This is a genomic window from Fibrobacter sp. UWT2 (assembly GCF_900142545.1).
Lineage (GTDB): Bacteria > Fibrobacterota > Fibrobacteria > Fibrobacterales > Fibrobacteraceae > Fibrobacter.
The window spans coordinates 1-17,380 of the sequence record NZ_FRBF01000015.1 but is presented as its reverse complement, the minus strand read 5'-3'; the positions used below and the strand labels follow the sequence as shown (position 1 = coordinate 17,380).

Sequence of the window (17,380 nt, the reverse complement as noted above, 5' to 3'; positions counted from 1 at the left end):
TATTTTTACCCTTAACAAAAATGTATTTTTTTGCTATCTTTAGCCCCCGATGGAATGGCCGAAGAACATAAAATCGCTCACCGAAGACGAGCTTAAGGCATGGCTCCGGGACGTAGATGAAAAGCCGTTCCGAGCCAGCCAAATTCAGAAATGGCTCTTTTGCCAACAAGTTAAGACGTATGACGAAATGGGCAATATCTCCCCCGCCCTCCGTCAGAAATTGGCAGACCAGTTTACCCTCCGCGCCCTGACCGAAGAACAGCGCATGGAATCGGTAGACGGAACCGTCAAGTGGCTTTTCAAGACCCACGACGACCACCACATCGAAACGGTGATGATTCCCGCAAACGGACGCTATTCCGTATGCGTTTCGACCCAGGTAGGCTGCGCCATGAACTGCGCCTTCTGCCGTACCGCCAAAATGGGCTTTACCAGAAACCTAGAAGCCGGCGAAATCCTGGAAGAAATCATCAACGTGAACTGGTACCTGAAAGAAGCCGGCCTCTTGAACGAAGAAGGCAAAACGGCCCAGGTCACCAACATTATCTTCATGGGCATGGGCGAACCCTTGAACAACCTGGAAAACGTGCATCGCGTCTGCTGTACGCTGCATAACCAGAGCCTGTTCAACATGGGTGCCAAGCGCATGACAGTCAGCACCAGCGGCGTCGTCCCCAAGATCAAGGAACTGGTAGACCGCAACACGCCCTGCTGCCTCGCTGTCAGCCTGAACAGCACCAATAACGAATACCGTTCGTCCGTGATGCCGGTAAACAAGACCTGGCCCATCGAAAAACTTTTGGAAGCGGTTGACGAATACATCCGCAGAACCGATAATTATGTAACGTTTGAATTTGTCCTGATTCAGGACATCACCTGCACCCCGAAGGCAGCCAAGGAGCTCATTCGCATTTGCGCCCCCCGCCGCGTGAAAGTGAACGCCATCGTGCTAAACGACGGCGACGACCCCACGCTGCATGCCCCCACGCCGGAACAGGTAGAAGACTTTTTGGCAATGGTTAGGGCTGCCGAAATTCAAATCACGATCCGCAACCCGCGCGGCCGCGACATTCTCGCCGCCTGCGGGCAACTTGCGTACAAAAAGGAAGGTAAATAATGTTAACGCAGAACCTCCCGGATTTCTGGGATAATCTTTATGCCGAAGGCAAGGACTACTGGAATCTCAAGAAGGTGACGCCCGCTCTGACGGAATTTTTCAAGCACCCCTCTTGTCCCGCTACGGGCTCCGTTCTGGTTCCCGGTGCAGGCTTTGGCTACGACGCCGAAGCTTGGGCTTTGCGCGGACACGACGTGCTGGCAGTAGACTTTGCCCCCTCTGCCGTCGATGAACTTGACCACTTGAGCCGCAAACACAAGAACCTGCGTTCTTTGGACCTTGACCTGTTCTCGCTTTCTCCCAAGGACGACAAGCGTGGCGGTCAGCTTTTTGATATCGTTTACGATTACTGCTGCTTTACGGCAATCCACCCGGGGCGCCGCGACGAATTCTTCGAAGTCTGCTACAAGATGATGAAGGACGACGGCCTGTTGATTCTTTTCTTGTACCCGCTCATGAACGGCAAGACTCTGCAGGGTCCGCCGCATGCCACCAGCGAAGGCGAACTCATGGCCCGTCTCGGCGGCGTGTTCGATGTCGTCGAACGTATCAAGCCCACAAACAGCATCGCCGGTCGCGAAGGCAAGGAAGAAATCTGGCTCCTTAAAAAGTGCCTGTAATTTAGACTGGAGAACGCTCGCATTGCGAGCTACAGACTAGAGACGAGAGAATAAAAAACTCTCGTCTTTTTCGTTATCAAGCCACACTTGACAAAATCTATTCTCTTTCAATTTTTCTATTTTTTCGCAAGATTTTTACTTAAACCGGGCGACGCGTTCGCCTGATGAACAACACAAGGAACTAAGGTATTTATATGGCACAAGATTTATGCCCCTGCGGATCCGGCAAAGCCTACGGCGAATGCTGCGAACCTATCATCAAGAAGCAGACTCTCGCTGCAACTCCCGAAGCATTGATGCGTTCCCGCTACACCGCTTATGTGAAACAGGAAATCGAATGGCTCAAGGACTCTTTGGAAGCTACCCAGCGCAGCGACTTCGACGAAGCTAGCGTGACCGCTTGGAGCAAGGAATCCGAATGGCTCGGCATCGAAATCAAGCAGACCAAGACCGAAGAAGAAAAGAACATCGGTTGGGTCGAATTCATCGCTCGTTTCAAGCAGGGCAACATCACCCGTAACCACCACGAACTCGGCGAATTCCACAAGGTGGGCGGCGCTTGGTTCTTCTACGACGGTCGTGCCGTGAAGCAGGAAACGGTTCGTCACGAAGGTCCGGTCGTTGGCCGTAACGATCCGTGCCCGTGCGGTTCCGGCAAGAAGTACAAGAAGTGCTGCGGCGCGAATAAGTAGACAGTAGACAGTAGACGGTAAACAGTTTTAATTAGGCGGCTTTGCCGCGATTATAGAACTTCCTACTTCCTACCGTCTACTTCCTACTAAATAATAATCTTCAACCTTAAATCATTAAGCAAATGTTCAAAGTTTTCGTAGATGGTGAAGCAGGGACCACTGGCCTGCAGATTTATGAGAGACTCGCAAAGCGTAACGACATCGAAGTGTTGCGCATTTCTCCCGAACTCCGCAAAGACATTAACGAACGCAAGCGACTCATCAACGAGTCCGACGTGACGTTCCTGTGCCTGCCCGATGCTGCGGCTGTCGAAAGTGCAGCCCTCTGCGAAAATCCGAACACCCGCGTGATTGATGCATCGACCGCACACCGCGTAAACCCCGACTGGACCTACGGGATGCCGGAACTTTCGGCTGCCCAGCGCGAAGCCATTACCAAGAGCAAGCGCATCGCCAACCCCGGTTGCCATGCCTCGGGCTTTATTCTCGGTGTGCACCCGCTGGTGGCCGCAGGCATTTTGCCGAAGAGCGCAAACCTGGCCGCCTATAGCATTACCGGTTATTCCGGCGGTGGCAAGAAGCTGATTGCCGAATACGAAGAAGCAGCAGCCATGGAACACAAGGCTGGTGAATCGAAGGCAATCATGGCGCCCGCCCCGTACGCGCTCGCGCTCGCACACAAGCACCTCCCCGAAATGAAGAAGTACTGCGAACTTGAAAACACACCGTTCTTCAACCCGGTGCTTGGCCCTTATTACAAGGGCATGGCGGTCACTGTCGCCATCTTTGCAAATGAACTCACCAAGAAGGTCGGCCCCGAAGGCCTCACCGAAATCTTGGCAAAGCATTACGAAGGATCCCGCTTTGTGAAGGTGATGCCCTACGAAGCAGCCCCCGTGCTGTTCAACGGCCGCCTTGACGCTACCGTCTGCAACGATACGAACAACGCCCGCATCCAGGTGTTCGGCAACGAAACCGTGATGCAGGTGACGACTATTATCGACAACCTCGGCAAGGGCGCAAGTGGTGCAGCCATTCAGAACATGAATATCGCCCTCGGCCTCGACGAAGGAATTAGCCTTTAATGTTCCTAGACGAAAAATCAATTGAAGTTCGCTCCGGTAAGGGCGGCGATGGCATTTGCAGTTTCCACCGCGAAAAGTTCGTACCCCTCGGCGGTCCCGATGGCGGTGACGGCGGTCGCGGCGGTCACGTGATCCTGCAGGTGAACGAGCAATATTCCACACTTTTGGACATGGGTAACGCCCGCATCTACAAGGCAGAAAGTGGACAAGCCGGTGGTGCCAAGCGCTGCACCGGTCGTAGTGCCGAAGACTTGATCGTAAGCGTTCCGCGCGGCACGATCGTAAAGGATGCCGAAGGTCGTATTCTCGCAGACCTTACCGAACCCGGCCAAAAGTGGATCGCAGCTCGCGGCGGCAAGGGCGGCATGGGCAACCAACATTTTGCAACGCCCGCCAACCAGGCTCCGCGCAAGTGCACGCCCGGCGAAAAGGGCGAAAAGCGCGAACTCTTTTTGGAACTGAAGCTTATGGCAGACGTAGGCCTCGTCGGATTCCCGAACGCAGGCAAGTCCAGCCTCGTGAACAAGATTTCAAGCGGCCGTCCCAAAGTCGGTGACTACCCGTTTACCACACTTGAACCGGTGCTCGGCATCGTGCAGATGAATGGCCACAGCTTCGTGGTCGCAGATATTCCGGGTCTGCTCGAAGGCGCCAGCGAAGGCAAGGGCCTCGGTCACCAGTTCTTGAAGCATATCGAACGTACGCACACGCTCCTGTTCGTGATCGACGGCTTTGCCGAAAACGCCTACGAACAGTTCAGCGTCCTTAAGGAAGAACTCAAGGCGTTCCACCCGAAGCTTGCAAAGAAGCCTTACGTGATTGCTTTGAACAAGAGCGACCTCGGCATTGACGAAGCAATCAAGCAGTTCAAGGCTCACAAGGAAGCAGTCATCGTGACCTCCGCCGTAACAGGCGACGGTTGCAAGGAACTCACCTTGGCTCTGGACGAAGCCGTGCCCCACGTGCAAAAGAAGAAGGTCGGCTGGGAAAGCAAGAAACTCAGCAGCGCCACTACCGGCATCGACGGCACCGGCAAGAAGATCGCAAAGAGCAAGGCTAGCTCGGCATCGAAAAGCTCCGCTAAAACAGCCTCCAAGGCCGCCGGAGCAAAAAAAGCCCGCAGCAAGAAGAAGGCTTAACGAATGGCGAAAAAAGAACAGAGTACGCCGGTCATCGTAAACCGCAAGGCAAACCACCTCTATTTCGTCGACGAGACGTTTGAGGTGGGTATCATGCTGATCGGTTCGGAAGTCAAATCTATCCGCGATGGCAAGTGCACTTTGAGCGAAGCGTGGATCGACATCGACGAGTCCAAGAACGAAATCTGGCTCGTGGGAGCCCACATCGACGAATACCTTTTCGCAAACCGCTTCAACCATTTCCCGGCAAGACGCCGCAAGCTCTTGGCCCATGTGCATGAAATTGCCAAGATGCGCAAGGCCAAGGAACAAAAGGGCTGCACGCTCATTCCACTGAAGCTCTACTTCAAGAATCGCCGCGCCAAGCTCGAAATGGGAATCTGCCGCGGTAAGGACCAGCGCGACAAACGTCAGGACATCATCAACCGCGACGCGAAACTTGAAATGGCCCGTGCGGCAAAGGCGCACAAATAATGAGAAACCTTGTTTGGTACATCCTCTTTTGCGTAGCTCTCGCAGCTTCTGCCTGGGCCGCAAATACAGTCGATGCCGAACAAGTCGCCAAGCAGCACAAGGCCAGTTTCCACTGGTTCCCCATCCAAAAGACATTCATTCTCGCAGGCGAAACCGATACGCTCAAATTCGCTATCGGGCTCCCTTACGTGAGCAGCCACGGCAAATCAGTCGACCTTAAACACGCTCCCGAAATTGCAGACGGGCACATCCTGCTGGATTCTGCGGATGTCGCTAGTTTGTACGGAGTCGGAAATGTGCAGGCCGCTGCAGCCGTTCCTGCAAGCAGCAGTTCCTCCGTCAAAGTTTCATCGTCCTCTGCAAAGATTGTCGCAGCGGCAGCCCCCGTTACCGCCACCAAGCCGAAGAACGAAACCGCCGGCACCCGCGAAGTCAAGACCATCGTGATCGACCCCGGCCACGGCGGCAAGGACACCGGCGCCCAGGGCAAGAATTCCAACGAAAAAGACATCGTACTCGCCGTCGGCAAGCTCCTGAAAAAGGAACTCGAAAAAGAAGGCTTCAAGGTCAAAATGACCCGCGACAAAGACGTGTTCATCGAACTCGGCGAACGCGCAAACCTCGCCAACCAATGGGACGGCGACCTTTTCATTAGCCTGCACTGTAACGCCATTGACGCAAGCCCCGAGCGCAAAAAGCAAATCAAGGGCTACCACGTGTACGTGCTTCGCGCCCCCGAAAGCGAAGAAGACAAGGCGATTGCCCGCCGCGAAAACAAGGTGGCCACGCTCTACGGCGAAAAGAACGCCAAGGAAGAACTTTCCCCGCTTGAATGGTTCAAGCTAGAGGCCCGCCTCGAAAAGTACAAGCAGAACAGCTACATGTTCACTGAACAAATGCTCAAGGCCTTCGACGACGGCAAAATCAAGCGTCAGGGCGGTGGTGTCGGCGGTGCCGGATTCATGGTGCTCGTAGGCGCGTTAATGCCCGCCGTGCTCTTCGAAATCGGTTTCATCAGCAACCCCGAAGAAGAAGCCTACATGATGACCAACAAGGCTCAAGCCGATATTGCAGAACGCATTTCAAAAGCCGTCAGCGCTTACAAGAATGCCGTTCACAATTACCGCGAAACCCTCGGACGTCAGTAAGAAGTATCATAATCAAATTCTTGGGCATCATACCATATTTGGTTTGACTTGCATACATAATACAACCCATCCTTGCCCATTCGAACTTCATCCTTTCGCTTAACCGTACACCCCACACCCACTGTCATCAAAGCAGAAACACCAGCCGTGTCACTTTGTTCCAAATAAGGCTTTGACACAATGCCTCTCACTGTCCATTCCTTCAAACTGTCATCATACACGTAATACGTCCCTGTATTAGGGCCCACCCATATTTCGCCATCTTCACCACCATCTGCCTTTCCCGAGCCATAAAAATCCTTTTCAAAATCGCTTGCAAGAGTCCAAACACCGCTTTTACAAACATAGCGATCGTTCTTGCCGCAGATACCAATTGTTGTAATAAAATTTCCTGTCTGTTTCACGATATTTCTATCGCAAATAGAATCATTCTTTATCGCAGACATCACGCCTTCTTGTTCGGCTCCGCACTCATCAAGTCCAAAAACCAAGTACCAAAAGTTGCGCAAATACTTTTCAAAATCAGGGACTGTTCCCAAATTCCACGCTTCTATATTTTCACGAAGATTCACTCGAGTAATATAGCCCATTCTATTTGCCCATGTAGCCAATTCCAATTTGACGTCTTCATTATCCCAAGTTCCATCAGTTTCAATGTCTGCGGCAAAATCAATCAAGAATTCGGTAAATTCCGCTTCCGAAAGATCCCTGAGCATCAGAATGCTAATAGCAAGCAATGCTGCATTTCCATCGCCTTCGCGGAAAATATCCAAGTCTTCAGGACTATCAAATTCGTCCTGGATTCCAAAAGCCCTGAAAATTTCTGCTTCAGCCTGATTCTTGGCATCTTGCAGACTGAGGCCCGTACCCACTAGATACATCACGCGTTCATATTCCATATGCGTGAGCATGTTGATGTTTACCGAATTCCTTTTAGAAAGGTCCGTCAAGGCTCGCAGCGTCAACATTCCTCCAGACGTTTTCCCGGAAACTTCATTGCGATAATAGCCCGTAGCCTCAAGAATTGCATACTGCGATTCCAGATTGACATTATTGATGACAAAGTCACCTTTGTCACTCATGATGGTCCCCTTGAAGCTCTTGCCGGTCTGTTTCAGCGTTTCGCCCTCCAGTTCCTGCACCGTCACGGCGGAGCCCTTCACGAACGGGCCCTTCTGCGAAACACCCGCCACCGACTTGTCTGAAATTGCGATGATTCCAGAATCATCCGAAGAACCGCCTGCAACCGGCTTGCTTTCGGAGCACGAAGTCAATGCAAGTGCAACGAAAATAAGCGGAATGGTTAACGCCCCAAAACTATTTCTCATTTTGTTCAGCTCCTTTAAAATCCTTGTCCTTTTTCAAACGGTCGCTCATCGGGAACAGTTGCACGTTCAAGCGATACACCCGTTCCGTTTCGTCATCTTCGGTAGCAATTGCCACAACTCGACGGCGGAAGTCGACAATCTCTTTTTTAATCCGTTCATAGGCATGCTGCGTAAGTCCCAAGACCACCCCCGACATATCACGTTCCGAAAGGGGTAAATCCAACGCCTTTACCGCGAATTCTCCCATTTGCCGTTGCAAGTCTCTTGCGGCCACAGAGACTGCTTCCGCAGTTCCCATCGACACGGACTTTTCCGTCTGACGATAATTGCCGTCCCGGTCTTTTTTCAAGAGATTCGCCTTCACCAAGAAATTCAAAGTTTCAGTTACCTCTGCCGCGGTAATCGGCTGTTCGCAGGCATGGGCCATCTCTAGCGGTTTTGCACCGGGCATATGCGGAGCCAATTCGCGTAGCACCGGATTTTTCCAAGACTTATAATAATCAAATTCCTCATTTCCAAGCACATGCACCTTATGTGCATTCGCCAAGGCACAGCGCTTTTCGAAGGCATCGCGTTTTGCAGCGTCATTCTTCGCATGGGCATACGAGACCATTAAAACAAAATAGGTGCATTCAAATCCGGCGAGTCCCATGGCGTTCGCCACCGATCCGGCGGACCCTAAACTCAGATTTCGTTTTCCTTCGCAAATATACTTCAGGTATACAGCCGACGAGAACCCCGCAGCCCTCGCAAACTCTCTCCAGGAAAAGGCGGAACAACGCTTTTGTTCCTCATAGTAATCCTGGATATACTTGCGGTAATCCGTATACTCAACAATATCTTTCACAAAGACAAATATAGGTTTTTAAAATCAATTTGTGTACAAAAATTAAGTTTTTCGCAAAATTTTACCATTTTACGCAAAATTTATAAAAATTAAGCACTTTTGTGTACACCCTGCGTATCCAGTGGACACGCCGTAAAGACCAATTAAAAAAGGCAGCCAAAGGCTGCCTCATCAGCTGATTTTTTATTGTCGGTAAACGCGCTCCTTCTCGACGCGAATACCGCTCGCTGAATTTTTCCTAGCCGATTGCCCGTTTACCAAATAAGGTTTGTGGTCCACATTAGGTTCAACCTTCTTATGCATCGACTTTGCAATAACAGAAGGCGGTTTCACAGGCTTTCCCTCCGGTAATTCGCCCGTATACATCGGAATCTTGCTAAACGTAGGCGTACCATCATCCTGGAAAATACATTGATGCGCAAAATAGGCCGGAATGCCTGTTTCCGTTTCATCCCAATTATCCATAGAACTATTATACACCGTTATATATTGGCAAAGGGCGTAATATGTAGAATCTTTTCTATAGACAAAGTAGTTCGTATCATTTGCAGACGAACCACGTTTCTCGGAAAACTTATAGGATTCAAGCAAATCAGACCCATAATAAGTAATCTCTGCAAAAGCAGTCGTATCGTTCAAGTCTAGGGCAATTCCCGCTTTTAAGCCTTCGACTAGAGCAACGTTCCAAAATGATTGGTCATAATCAAAGAAGTTCCAATGATATAGATAATACCCACAGCCCCCAAACATAAAACCACATACACAAGATTCATCCACCTGCCAATACGTGATTCCCTTACCCACGACACCTGAACTATCCACAACAAGGCTGTCTTTAGAAAAGCCCCATCGAGTATAGCCATATATCGGTCCGTGCACATCATGACGGGTTAGGTAAACCACCAAAGACTGTTCCCATTCCTTAGCCAGGGCATTGGTCCCAAGTCCAAGCAGCAGCCCGAAGGCCAAGGCAAAACCAGATACAAATAAACTCTTTTGATATTTCATACAAGTTCTCCTTATTCATAAATATATCACTTATTCTAAAAAAAAGAACAACCCCCTGCCATTTTTCATTTAAAAAGCATGCAAATACAGAAAGCCCCGGCTTTTCGCCGGGGTCTTTAGTCTCTAGTCTGTAGCGAGCGACGCGAGCGTTCTCTCGTCTAAACTACACACCCTTCTTGAAGCGCTTGCTCCACCACAGAACGATCGGAGAGCAGATGCACACAGAAGAGTAGGTACCGATAAGGATACCGAAGCACTGGACCAAGCCGAAGTCGCGGATGGAAGAACCACCCATCACGGCGAGGATCACGCACACGAACAAGGTCGTGAGAGAGGTCACCATGGTACGGCTGAAGCACTGGTTCATAGACTTGTTGATGGTTTCGGCGAAGTTGCTGGAACCATACACGGCAGTATTTTCACGAATACGGTCGAAGTTCACGATAGTGTCGTTCACAGAGTAACCGATCATGGTGAGGAGCGAGGCAATCAAGGCGCCGTCGAAGGAAAGACCGAAGGCGGAGATGAAGCCGAGCGTAATCACGGTATCGTGCACCAGGCCGAGCACGGCAGCGACACCGAAGCCGAGACCGAACTTACCGAAGCGGAACCACACGTAAATCAGAATGCCGAGCCATGCGAGAATCACAGAAAGGATTGCGTTGAAGCGGAGTTCCTTACCGATGGTCGGACCCACATTGTCCTTAGCGACGATTTCGCACTTCTGACCGGCCTTTTCGAAGGCCTGAGCCATCTTGACTTCGAACTGGGCGTCGTCAGAGGCGCGCATGCTAATCTGGTAAGAGTTAGCAGAAGTACCACCGAGCGTACGGACCTTCGTGCCAGAGATACCGGCAGCAGACAAAGCCTTGCTCAAGTCCTTTTCGTGCTTAGCATCGTCCTGGTACTGCACAGTATAAACCTGACCACCAGTGAAGTCGATGCTGAAGTCAAAGCCCTTAACAGCGATGAAGGCGATAGAAGCAACAATGAGGATCAAGGAAATGAGACCGAAACGACGACGGTTCGGAATGATCTGGAGGTTAGCTTCGTTGATAGCCTTGAAGCCGCCACCGATCGAAAGGGTCGTAGCGTCGCGCTTGGCAAGCTTCCAATCCAAAATGGAGCGGGTCACCGTGATAGCGCAGAACAAGGAAGTCAAAATACCGATCGTAAGCGTAAGACCGAAACCCTTCACAGAACCGGTACCAATCTTATAAAGGATAAGGCCGGTAAGCACGGTGGTCAAGTTGGAGTCCAAGATGGCACCGAAGGCGCGTTCGTAACCCTTGGCCACAGCGGCGCGGGCGGTCAGGCCGTTCTTGAGTTCTTCACGGATACGTTCGTAAATAATCACGTTGGCGTCGAGAGACATACCGACCACGAGGATGAAGCCTGCGATACCCGGCAAGGTCAACGTAGCGTTAAACACAGACATCACGGCGGCGGTCACCAAGGTGTTGATCACCATACCGAAGCTTGCAATAAGACCACCGAGGCGGTAGTAGGCAACCATGAACACCAAGCAGAGGATAAGGCCGATAGCACCGGAACCGAAGCCCTGCACAATGTTTTCTTCACCGAGGGTTGCACCCACGCTGCGGCTTTCAATAATCTTCATCGGAGCCTTGAGGGCACCGGCGCGGAGCACCACGGAGAGGCGGTTAGCTTCGGCCATGTCGTCGAGACCCGTAATCTGGGCTTCGCCGTTCGGGATACGGTCGCGGATCACCGGAGCAGAAATCACCTGGTTGTCGAGCACGATAGCCATCTGCTTGCCAATGTTTGCGGCAGTCACAGCAGAGAACTTCTTAGGACCAATGCCACCGAACTTGAGGCTCACGGCCACTTCACCGGCGCTCACACCGTCAGACACACGGTACGGACGAGCATCAACCACATCGTCACCAGCCATTTCAGCACGGCGCTTGAGGAGGTAAAGACGCTTGGCCTTGATCTTGGAATCGCGCTGCACCGGTTCGAGACCGCTGCCGAAAGCGAAAGCGACATCGCGCGGAATCAGCTTCTGCACACCGTCAGTAGCGAGGAGCTTCTTCACCTTTTCAACATTTTCTTCGGCGATAAAGCCACCGTTGCCAAAGCTCATGTAGTAAGCGGAAAGGGCAACGCCAACCTCAGATGCCGGTTGAGCCTCAACTGCGGCAGAATCCTTGGCGGAATCGGTAGCAGCAACTTCAGCGGCAGGAGCCTTACCGAGGAGTTCGTCATCGGAAAGGGTCTTGGTCGTATCCTTGGCGGAATCAGCCTTGGCAACCGTAGAGTCCTTGGCAGTAGAATCCGTTGCAGCGGAGTCAGCCACGATATCGGTGGTCTGACGGGTCAGGTACTGGTCGATGAGGCCAACAACCTGGGTAAACTTTTCAGCTTCGGCCAAAATCTTGAATTCGAGCTTGGCGGTCGAACCCACGAGAGCCTTTGCAGTGGAGTCATCCACGCCTGCCAGTTCAACCACGATTCGGTCGTCGCCGGACGGAGAAATCTGCGGTTCAGAAAGACCGTACTGGTCAACGCGGTTACGGATGATTTCGAGGGACTGTTCCTGAATGTCCTTGATATCGTCGCCCTTGATGTTGGTCTTGTCAATTTCAAGGGTAATTGCCGTACCACCAGCAAGGTCAAGGCCGAAATTGATGGATTTTGCACCCATCTTCGGATTTTCCTTGAGGAAGGTCTGCTTTTCTTCGCCCTTCTTGGTGTGGACCTGGATAGAAGGCCATACAGTGTAGGCCGACAAAACAATGACGAGGAGAATAATGAGTTCTCGCATGCCGAATTTTTTCTTGTTCATTTGTAATCCCTTAATAAGGCATTATTCAGTAAGTTTTGCGCCCAAATGTAGAAATTTTGACGAAAGACGAGAGACGAAAGACGAGAGATTAACTCAAAAATACCCCACGGCTTCAGAATCTTAGACAATATTAAACTTATATTCCGTGCCGTCTTGCAGCACAACGAGCGTCATCGTCTTTTTTCCAAGGGTACGCACAATGGCCAATCCGTTATCTGCAGAGCGGATTTCAAGCGTTCCGTCACGGAGGACCGCATTCTTGTTGCGCAGAGCAATCATTTGTTTGATAAACTCGTACAAGGGCTTGGCCTGCATTTCGGCCAATTTGCTCCACGGTACGCTACGGCGGTTGTCAGGATCCTTGCCACCCTTCATCGAAAGTTCTTCGCCATAATAAATGCAAGGCGCCCCCGGCAAGAAGAACAGAATCGCATACGCGAGCTTGATTCGTTCAAGGGTTGCGCAGGGTTGCGACATCAGGCGCGTGGTATCGTGGCTTCCGAGCAAGTTCATGGGAATGTCGCCACGACCTTCGGGGAATGCGCGACTCACTCGTTCGCCGAATTCCTTGATCGAAATCGGATTTTCGTCGAACAGGAACTGCATCGCCGCCTTGCGGAACACGTAATTCATCACGCCGTCGAACTGGTCGCCTTTCAGCCATCGAATCGGGTCATCCCAAATCTCGCCCACGATGTAGGCTTCCGGATTCACCGCCTTTACGCGGCGGCGGAATTCCTGCCAAAAGCTATCGTCGTCAATTTCATTCGGAACATCGAGGCGCCAGCCATCAATGCCGCGCTTCATCCAGTACTCGCCTACCGAGAAAAGATATTCGCGCACATCGGGGCAGTCCGTATTGAATTTCGGGAGCGCCGGAAAGTTCCACCAACATTCGTAATTGGGCTTGTCGGTATAGGCGTTCAGCGGCCAGCCCTTCACATGGAACCAGTCCACATACGGCGAATGCTCGCCCAATTCCATCAGGCTATTGAACTGAAAGAATCCGCGCGAACAATGGTTGAACACGCCATCCAGAATCACGCGCAGTTTTAGTTTGTGCGCCTTCTTGACCAGGCGGTCAAAATCTTCGAGCGTGCCAAGCACCGGGTCAATTTCAAAGTAGTCCACCGTATGGTAACGATGGTTCGAATTGCTCTTGAAAATCGGGCACAGGTAAATCGCATTGACACCCAGGCCCGCAATGTATTCAAGCTTATCTTCGATACCCGCGAGGTTTCCGCCAAACATGTTTTCGCGAGTGGGCTTACTCCCCCACTCCACGAACTTGCCTACTGCATGGTAACGCCCCGAACGGCAAAACCGGTCCGGAAAAATCTGATAAAAGACAGCGTCTTTAACCCAAGCAGGAGCGAACATCCTAGATATTCCACATCGGGCGGCGCTTGCGCACATCCACAAGCATGCGGATGTCGGAGCTGAGCGACGAATAATCCATCAGTTCATCCACAGAACAAGGCATGCGGTAGCACCAGTTGGTTCCGCCCACGGTACCCGGGACATTCACGCGCTCTGCTTCAGGAGCACACTTGGAAAGGCTGGCCGAGAGGGCGAAGTAGTCCTGCACCGGCAAGATGCAGAACAGGCTGTTGGCAGAATACACATGAGCCAAAATCTGGCGGGCCACCGACGGCGTAATCGTTTCGGGAGCCTTGCCCGGCAAGTGCGCATGGGACCAGTAAAGTTCACGGTCGAAATCCTTTTCTTGCCACAGTCCACGCAAGGTAGACGTATCGTGGCAGCTTGTAGCGCACACGGACATGCGCGGGTATTCGTCCATGTCGTAGTAGGGCGAATAGGGAGCATTCCAGTTGCGGGCCCAGCGTTCAATACGCAGCGAAAGAATATTGAGCTTGTTCAACACGGCAGGCACGCAAGGCGGCACGGCACCCAGGTCTTCGGCGCAGACCAGCATATCGGTTTCCTGAGACAGCACCGACAGGAGCTTGGTCGCATTGGCTTCCCACAGGCCGTTCTGGGCGTTTTCGTTTTCCTTAATCAGGTTACGCAGTTTCTCCTGCTCGTAATCCGGCAAGGTAAAGAACACCGGAGCATTGTACCAGTACCAATACGGGTAGAAATTGTTCTCATCGCCCGAGGGGACAAACACACGGTTCCAGTAAACCTTGAGCAGCTTGTCCTTGACTTCTTGCGGTTCGTTCATGCCAAGGATTGCCTTTTCGGAGCTAAACTCGGACTTGAGAATCAAGCGATCCGGGTGACCTTCGAGCTGCGTAAAGCAAATGGGAGCAAGACGATCCGTATCGTCACCCAGGAATTCGCGAAGCTGGTCAATGCCGTAATTCGGGCGACGCAGGTATTCCAAGGTTTCGCGCATAAAGCCAGCAGAAGCGAGCTTGTCATAAGTGAGCGGCACGCAGGGATTGAAGTAGCCCAAAATCCCCGTGGTTTCGGTCTGCGGAATAGACCAGATGCGGAAGAAGCCCAGCACATGGTCAATACGGTAAGCATGGTAGAACTTGCTTGCCTGAGCCAAGCGGCGGCGCCACCATTCAAAGTTGTCTTTTTCGATCACGTCCCAGCGGTACGTAGGGAATCCCCAGTTCTGGCCGCTGTAGCTGAACATGTCAGGAGGAGCACCCGCACGGTCGTCTAGCGAGAAGTACTTGCGGTCAGCCCAGACGTCGGCACTGTCTTCGTTAATGAGAATCGGAATGTCGCCCTTGATGCGAACGCCCATTTTAGAAACTTCGGCTACGGCAGCGCTAAACTGTTTTTCGGCTTCGAACTGCATCCAGGCCTGGAACAGGTTGTCCTTCACGAACTTTTTCCAAAGGGCTTCGATATCCTTCGACGTCGGCTCACGATAGTTTTTCCAATCCTTCCAACTTCTTTCGTCGTTCTGAGCCTTGAGAGTGCAATAGACGCAATAAGGCTTCGCCCAAGCGTTGTTGTCGATCCAGTGCAAAAGAATCTTGTCTTTTTTCAGATCGTCGTAACGGTTGTCGAAAATCTTGCGCAGAATCATGCGCTTCCAGGTCGAAATATTGTAGTAGTCAATCTTGCCGTACTTCTGGAAATCGACCTTACCCTGCTGGATTTCGTCTTCGTATTCCGAAGAACCTTCCACCGACTGCACATTGATAAACACCGGGTTCAACGCAAAGGCGCTACGGGCACTGTAAGGGCTAGATTCCGCCCCCGTGTCGTTCACCGGCAAAAGCTGAATAATATTAAAATTGCAAAAAGCGGCCCAGCGGCCAAAAGGTATCAAATCCAGGTATTCACCGATACCGATGCTCTGCTTGCTGTAAAGGCTAAAAAGGGGAACGGCCACGCCGCTCTGGAAATATGAAATGTCACCGTAACGCATGGTGTAAATTTAGTTTTTAGACGAGAGACGAGAGATAAAAGACGAAAGAAACTGCATAAAAAAACCTTCCCGTAAGATTTACAGGAAGGCTGCTAAAATGATGTTTTCTTTGTTTCGTTTAGATCAGACGGAGGATTTCCTGAGCGGTCTGTTCGGCAAAGGTATTGTCCTGCACAAAACGACGGACTTCGGTCGGGTTGATTCGGGCGTATTCCGAAAGGGCGCGTCCGATACCGTTACGAATGTAGTAGTCGTCATCCTTGGCGCAAGTCAGGCAGAACTGTCTGAGCAGCGGCCAGTCGGTGCGATCCTTGTACTGGATCTGGAAAATAATCGCACTGCGGCGAACCCAGACATTCGGGTCGCGAATCCAGGAAGCGATCTTTCCACGGAGGGCCGGCAAACGGAGAGCCAGGTCACCCAACACGCAAGCGGCGAGGGTATCGACGGTATCGCGCCAGGCGCGGGTCTTGATCAACTTTTTAAGGAAGGCAAGGTGCTGTCCACCGAGCAGAACCCTGTGGCGGAACAGGTAGTCGCAAGCCGCATACTGGATTTCACGATACGGCTGTGCCCACATGTCCTCGACCCTAGCCACCAATTCGTCACCGTCTTTCGGCGGATACTTGTCGAATATGGGGTAGGTCACCTCGCGGCGGGGAACAAGGCGAATTCCAAGGAAATCGAACTGTTCTCGCGCCTTCTTAGACATTTCGTGTGCTTCTTCTTCATTAGAGATAGCACGGAGAGCAAGTAATATTTCTTGAGTAAACCGAAGCATGTATAACAAAAATAGTCCAAAAAAAATTTTTTTTCTAGGTCTTGACAAGCATTTTTTTCAATTTTTTTTAAATTTGGGTCGCATTTTTTACAATAAATTGACTTTTTCCACTCTTGACAGGCCCACAAAGGGCTAAAAATCGGGTTTTATGGATCAGAATTTGTCTAATATCGCGCTTCAAATCATCGAAGTTCCGCCTGAACTCCGCGGCCTCACCGACGAAGAAATCATCCAAAATTCCGAGAAAATCAAGAAGGATTTTAGCGGCAAGCGCAAGAACGGGGCGGCAAGGCCCTCAAAAAAAGACCGCCTTGCCTTGAAGCAGCAAAAAGAGTTCCAAGAAGCCCAGAGCATCGCCAACGAGATTTTCGGCTCCATCCCCAAGCAAAGCGACCTGTACTTCAAACCCAAGACGCAAATTCCGGGAATTCCGCCCATGAGCGAGCTTCCCCTGGAAAAGCAGATGATGCTGAAAACGGCCTTTACCGAAGAAAGCAAGGGCTATAGCGCCTACGACCTGAAAAGCAGCTCCGAGTTCATTAAGCCGAAGGCGATGATTTCGGAAGCCCCGAAGCCCGCCTCGGGCCGCGTACTCAAGGCCTCTTTTGGCGCCAAGACCGGCGACAAGCCCAAGGCCGTAATCGTGTCCGCAGCAGACCACGCCAAGCAGAAAGCCGAAGAACGCGCGAAGAAGATTCAGGATTTCTTCAAGGCTAAGCACCCGGAAGCAACCGTGATGCCTGATGGCCAGCCGATTAAGCGCGGACGTGGCCGTCCCCGTAAAAATCCACTTATTTAGTAGGCTACAGACTGTAGATAATGAATGGCGGACTTGATCCGCCATTTTCTTTTTCGAAATGTTGTCTATAACAACCAAAATCAAAAAAGTGACCCGCCGGCATAGCCGGCGGTTCTTCATATACGGGCATAGCCCTAGGATACTAGCAACGCGTTGCACGCGTTGACGGCCTGACACT

At 51.5% G+C, this 17,380-nt stretch carries 15 protein-coding genes; 8 read left to right on the top strand and 7 right to left on the bottom strand.

Annotation, left to right across the window (positions count from 1 at the left end):
• Positions 1–49 precede the first annotated feature (49 nt).
• The 7 genes from rlmN to BUA40_RS10610 all read left to right on the top strand — a co-directional run bounded on the left by rlmN (position 50) and on the right by BUA40_RS10610 (position 6,275).
• Positions 50–1,117: a dual-specificity RNA methyltransferase RlmN gene (gene rlmN, locus BUA40_RS10640; protein ID WP_072800716.1), complete on the top strand. Its 1,068-nt coding sequence runs from the start codon at positions 50–52 to the stop codon at positions 1,115–1,117.
• The gene (locus tag BUA40_RS10635; protein WP_072800714.1) at positions 1,117–1,737 is read left to right on the top strand and encodes a methyltransferase; all 621 of its coding nucleotides are present in this window, start codon (positions 1,117–1,119) and stop codon (positions 1,735–1,737) included. The genes rlmN and BUA40_RS10635 overlap by 1 nt, the downstream gene beginning before the upstream one ends.
• Before the next feature lie 194 nt (positions 1,738–1,931).
• Complete coding sequence (locus BUA40_RS10630) at positions 1,932–2,429, top strand: YchJ family protein (protein ID WP_072800711.1); 498 nt, start codon at positions 1,932–1,934, stop codon at positions 2,427–2,429.
• A 122-nt stretch (positions 2,430–2,551) separates the two neighbouring features.
• A complete protein-coding gene (gene argC, locus BUA40_RS10625; RefSeq protein WP_072800710.1) occupies positions 2,552–3,514 on the top strand; it encodes an N-acetyl-gamma-glutamyl-phosphate reductase in 963 nt (320 codons plus the stop codon).
• On the top strand, positions 3,514–4,653 hold the full coding sequence (gene obgE, locus BUA40_RS10620) for a GTPase ObgE (protein WP_083585370.1): 1,140 nt from the start codon (positions 3,514–3,516) through the stop codon (positions 4,651–4,653). Before argC ends, obgE begins: the two co-directional genes overlap by 1 nt.
• 3 nt (positions 4,654–4,656) lie before the next feature.
• A complete protein-coding gene (gene smpB / locus BUA40_RS10615; RefSeq protein ID WP_072800708.1) occupies positions 4,657–5,127 on the top strand; it encodes an SsrA-binding protein SmpB in 471 nt (156 codons plus the stop codon).
• Positions 5,127–6,275, top strand: a complete 1,149-nt coding sequence (locus tag BUA40_RS10610; RefSeq protein ID WP_072800706.1) for an N-acetylmuramoyl-L-alanine amidase family protein — start codon at positions 5,127–5,129, stop codon at positions 6,273–6,275. Before smpB ends, BUA40_RS10610 begins: the two co-directional genes overlap by 1 nt.
• Here the strand turns inward: BUA40_RS10610 and BUA40_RS10605 are convergent.
• From BUA40_RS10605 to BUA40_RS10575, 7 genes are all read right to left on the bottom strand, one after another.
• A complete protein-coding gene (locus tag BUA40_RS10605) occupies positions 6,269–7,603 on the bottom strand; it encodes a hypothetical protein (protein WP_072800704.1) in 1,335 nt (444 codons plus the stop codon). The genes BUA40_RS10610 and BUA40_RS10605 overlap by 7 nt on opposite strands.
• Entirely contained in the window at positions 7,593–8,450 is an 858-nt protein-coding gene (locus tag BUA40_RS10600; protein WP_072800702.1) for a TIGR02147 family protein, read from the bottom strand. Before BUA40_RS10600 ends, BUA40_RS10605 begins: the two co-directional genes overlap by 11 nt.
• A 183-nt stretch (positions 8,451–8,633) precedes the next feature.
• A complete protein-coding gene (locus tag BUA40_RS10595; protein WP_072800699.1) occupies positions 8,634–9,458 on the bottom strand; it encodes a hypothetical protein in 825 nt (274 codons plus the stop codon).
• Between the two features lie 163 nt (positions 9,459–9,621).
• Positions 9,622–12,267 carry a protein translocase subunit SecDF gene (locus tag BUA40_RS10590; RefSeq protein WP_072800696.1) on the bottom strand — a complete coding sequence of 882 codons (2,646 nt, stop codon included), beginning with the start codon at positions 12,265–12,267 and terminating at the stop codon, positions 9,622–9,624.
• Positions 12,268–12,387: 120 nt separating this feature from the next.
• Positions 12,388–13,647, bottom strand: coding sequence for a glycoside hydrolase family 13 protein (locus tag BUA40_RS10585; protein ID WP_072800694.1), 1,260 nt, complete (start codon positions 13,645–13,647; stop codon positions 12,388–12,390).
• A gap of 1 nt (position 13,648) precedes the next feature.
• Complete coding sequence (locus tag BUA40_RS10580) at positions 13,649–15,622, bottom strand: 4-alpha-glucanotransferase (RefSeq protein ID WP_072800692.1); 1,974 nt, start codon at positions 15,620–15,622, stop codon at positions 13,649–13,651.
• 118 nt (positions 15,623–15,740) lie between these two features.
• On the bottom strand, positions 15,741–16,403 hold the full coding sequence (locus BUA40_RS10575; protein WP_072800690.1) for a DNA alkylation repair protein: 663 nt from the start codon (positions 16,401–16,403) through the stop codon (positions 15,741–15,743).
• A gap of 148 nt (positions 16,404–16,551) precedes the next feature.
• Between BUA40_RS10575 and BUA40_RS10570 the strand changes: the two genes are divergently transcribed.
• Positions 16,552–17,202 carry a hypothetical protein gene (locus BUA40_RS10570; protein WP_072800688.1) on the top strand — a complete coding sequence of 217 codons (651 nt, stop codon included), beginning with the start codon at positions 16,552–16,554 and terminating at the stop codon, positions 17,200–17,202.
• Positions 17,203–17,380 lie beyond the last annotated feature (178 nt).

Bases quoted from the DNA above. Each gene is read 5' to 3' on its own strand.
- obgE (WP_083585370.1), top strand. From the start codon at position 3,514: ATGTTCCTAGACGAAAAATCAATTGAAGTTCGCTCCGGTAAGGGCGGC.
- BUA40_RS10570 (WP_072800688.1), top strand. From the start codon at position 16,552: ATGGATCAGAATTTGTCTAATATCGCGCTTCAAATCATCGAAGTTCCG.
- BUA40_RS10580 (WP_072800692.1), bottom strand. From the start codon at position 15,622: ATGCGTTACGGTGACATTTCATATTTCCAGAGCGGCGTGGCCGTTCCC.
- BUA40_RS10630 (WP_072800711.1), top strand. From the start codon at position 1,932: ATGGCACAAGATTTATGCCCCTGCGGATCCGGCAAAGCCTACGGCGAA.
- BUA40_RS10610 (WP_072800706.1), top strand. From the start codon at position 5,127: ATGAGAAACCTTGTTTGGTACATCCTCTTTTGCGTAGCTCTCGCAGCT.
- BUA40_RS10575 (WP_072800690.1), bottom strand. From the start codon at position 16,403: ATGCTTCGGTTTACTCAAGAAATATTACTTGCTCTCCGTGCTATCTCT.
- rlmN (WP_072800716.1), top strand. From the start codon at position 50: ATGGAATGGCCGAAGAACATAAAATCGCTCACCGAAGACGAGCTTAAG.
- BUA40_RS10590 (WP_072800696.1), bottom strand. From the start codon at position 12,267: ATGAACAAGAAAAAATTCGGCATGCGAGAACTCATTATTCTCCTCGTC.
- BUA40_RS10595 (WP_072800699.1), bottom strand. From the start codon at position 9,458: ATGAAATATCAAAAGAGTTTATTTGTATCTGGTTTTGCCTTGGCCTTC.
- BUA40_RS10635 (WP_072800714.1), top strand. From the start codon at position 1,117: ATGTTAACGCAGAACCTCCCGGATTTCTGGGATAATCTTTATGCCGAA.
- BUA40_RS10585 (WP_072800694.1), bottom strand. From the start codon at position 13,647: ATGTTCGCTCCTGCTTGGGTTAAAGACGCTGTCTTTTATCAGATTTTT.
- argC (WP_072800710.1), top strand. From the start codon at position 2,552: ATGTTCAAAGTTTTCGTAGATGGTGAAGCAGGGACCACTGGCCTGCAG.
- BUA40_RS10605 (WP_072800704.1), bottom strand. From the start codon at position 7,603: ATGAGAAATAGTTTTGGGGCGTTAACCATTCCGCTTATTTTCGTTGCA.
- smpB (WP_072800708.1), top strand. From the start codon at position 4,657: ATGGCGAAAAAAGAACAGAGTACGCCGGTCATCGTAAACCGCAAGGCA.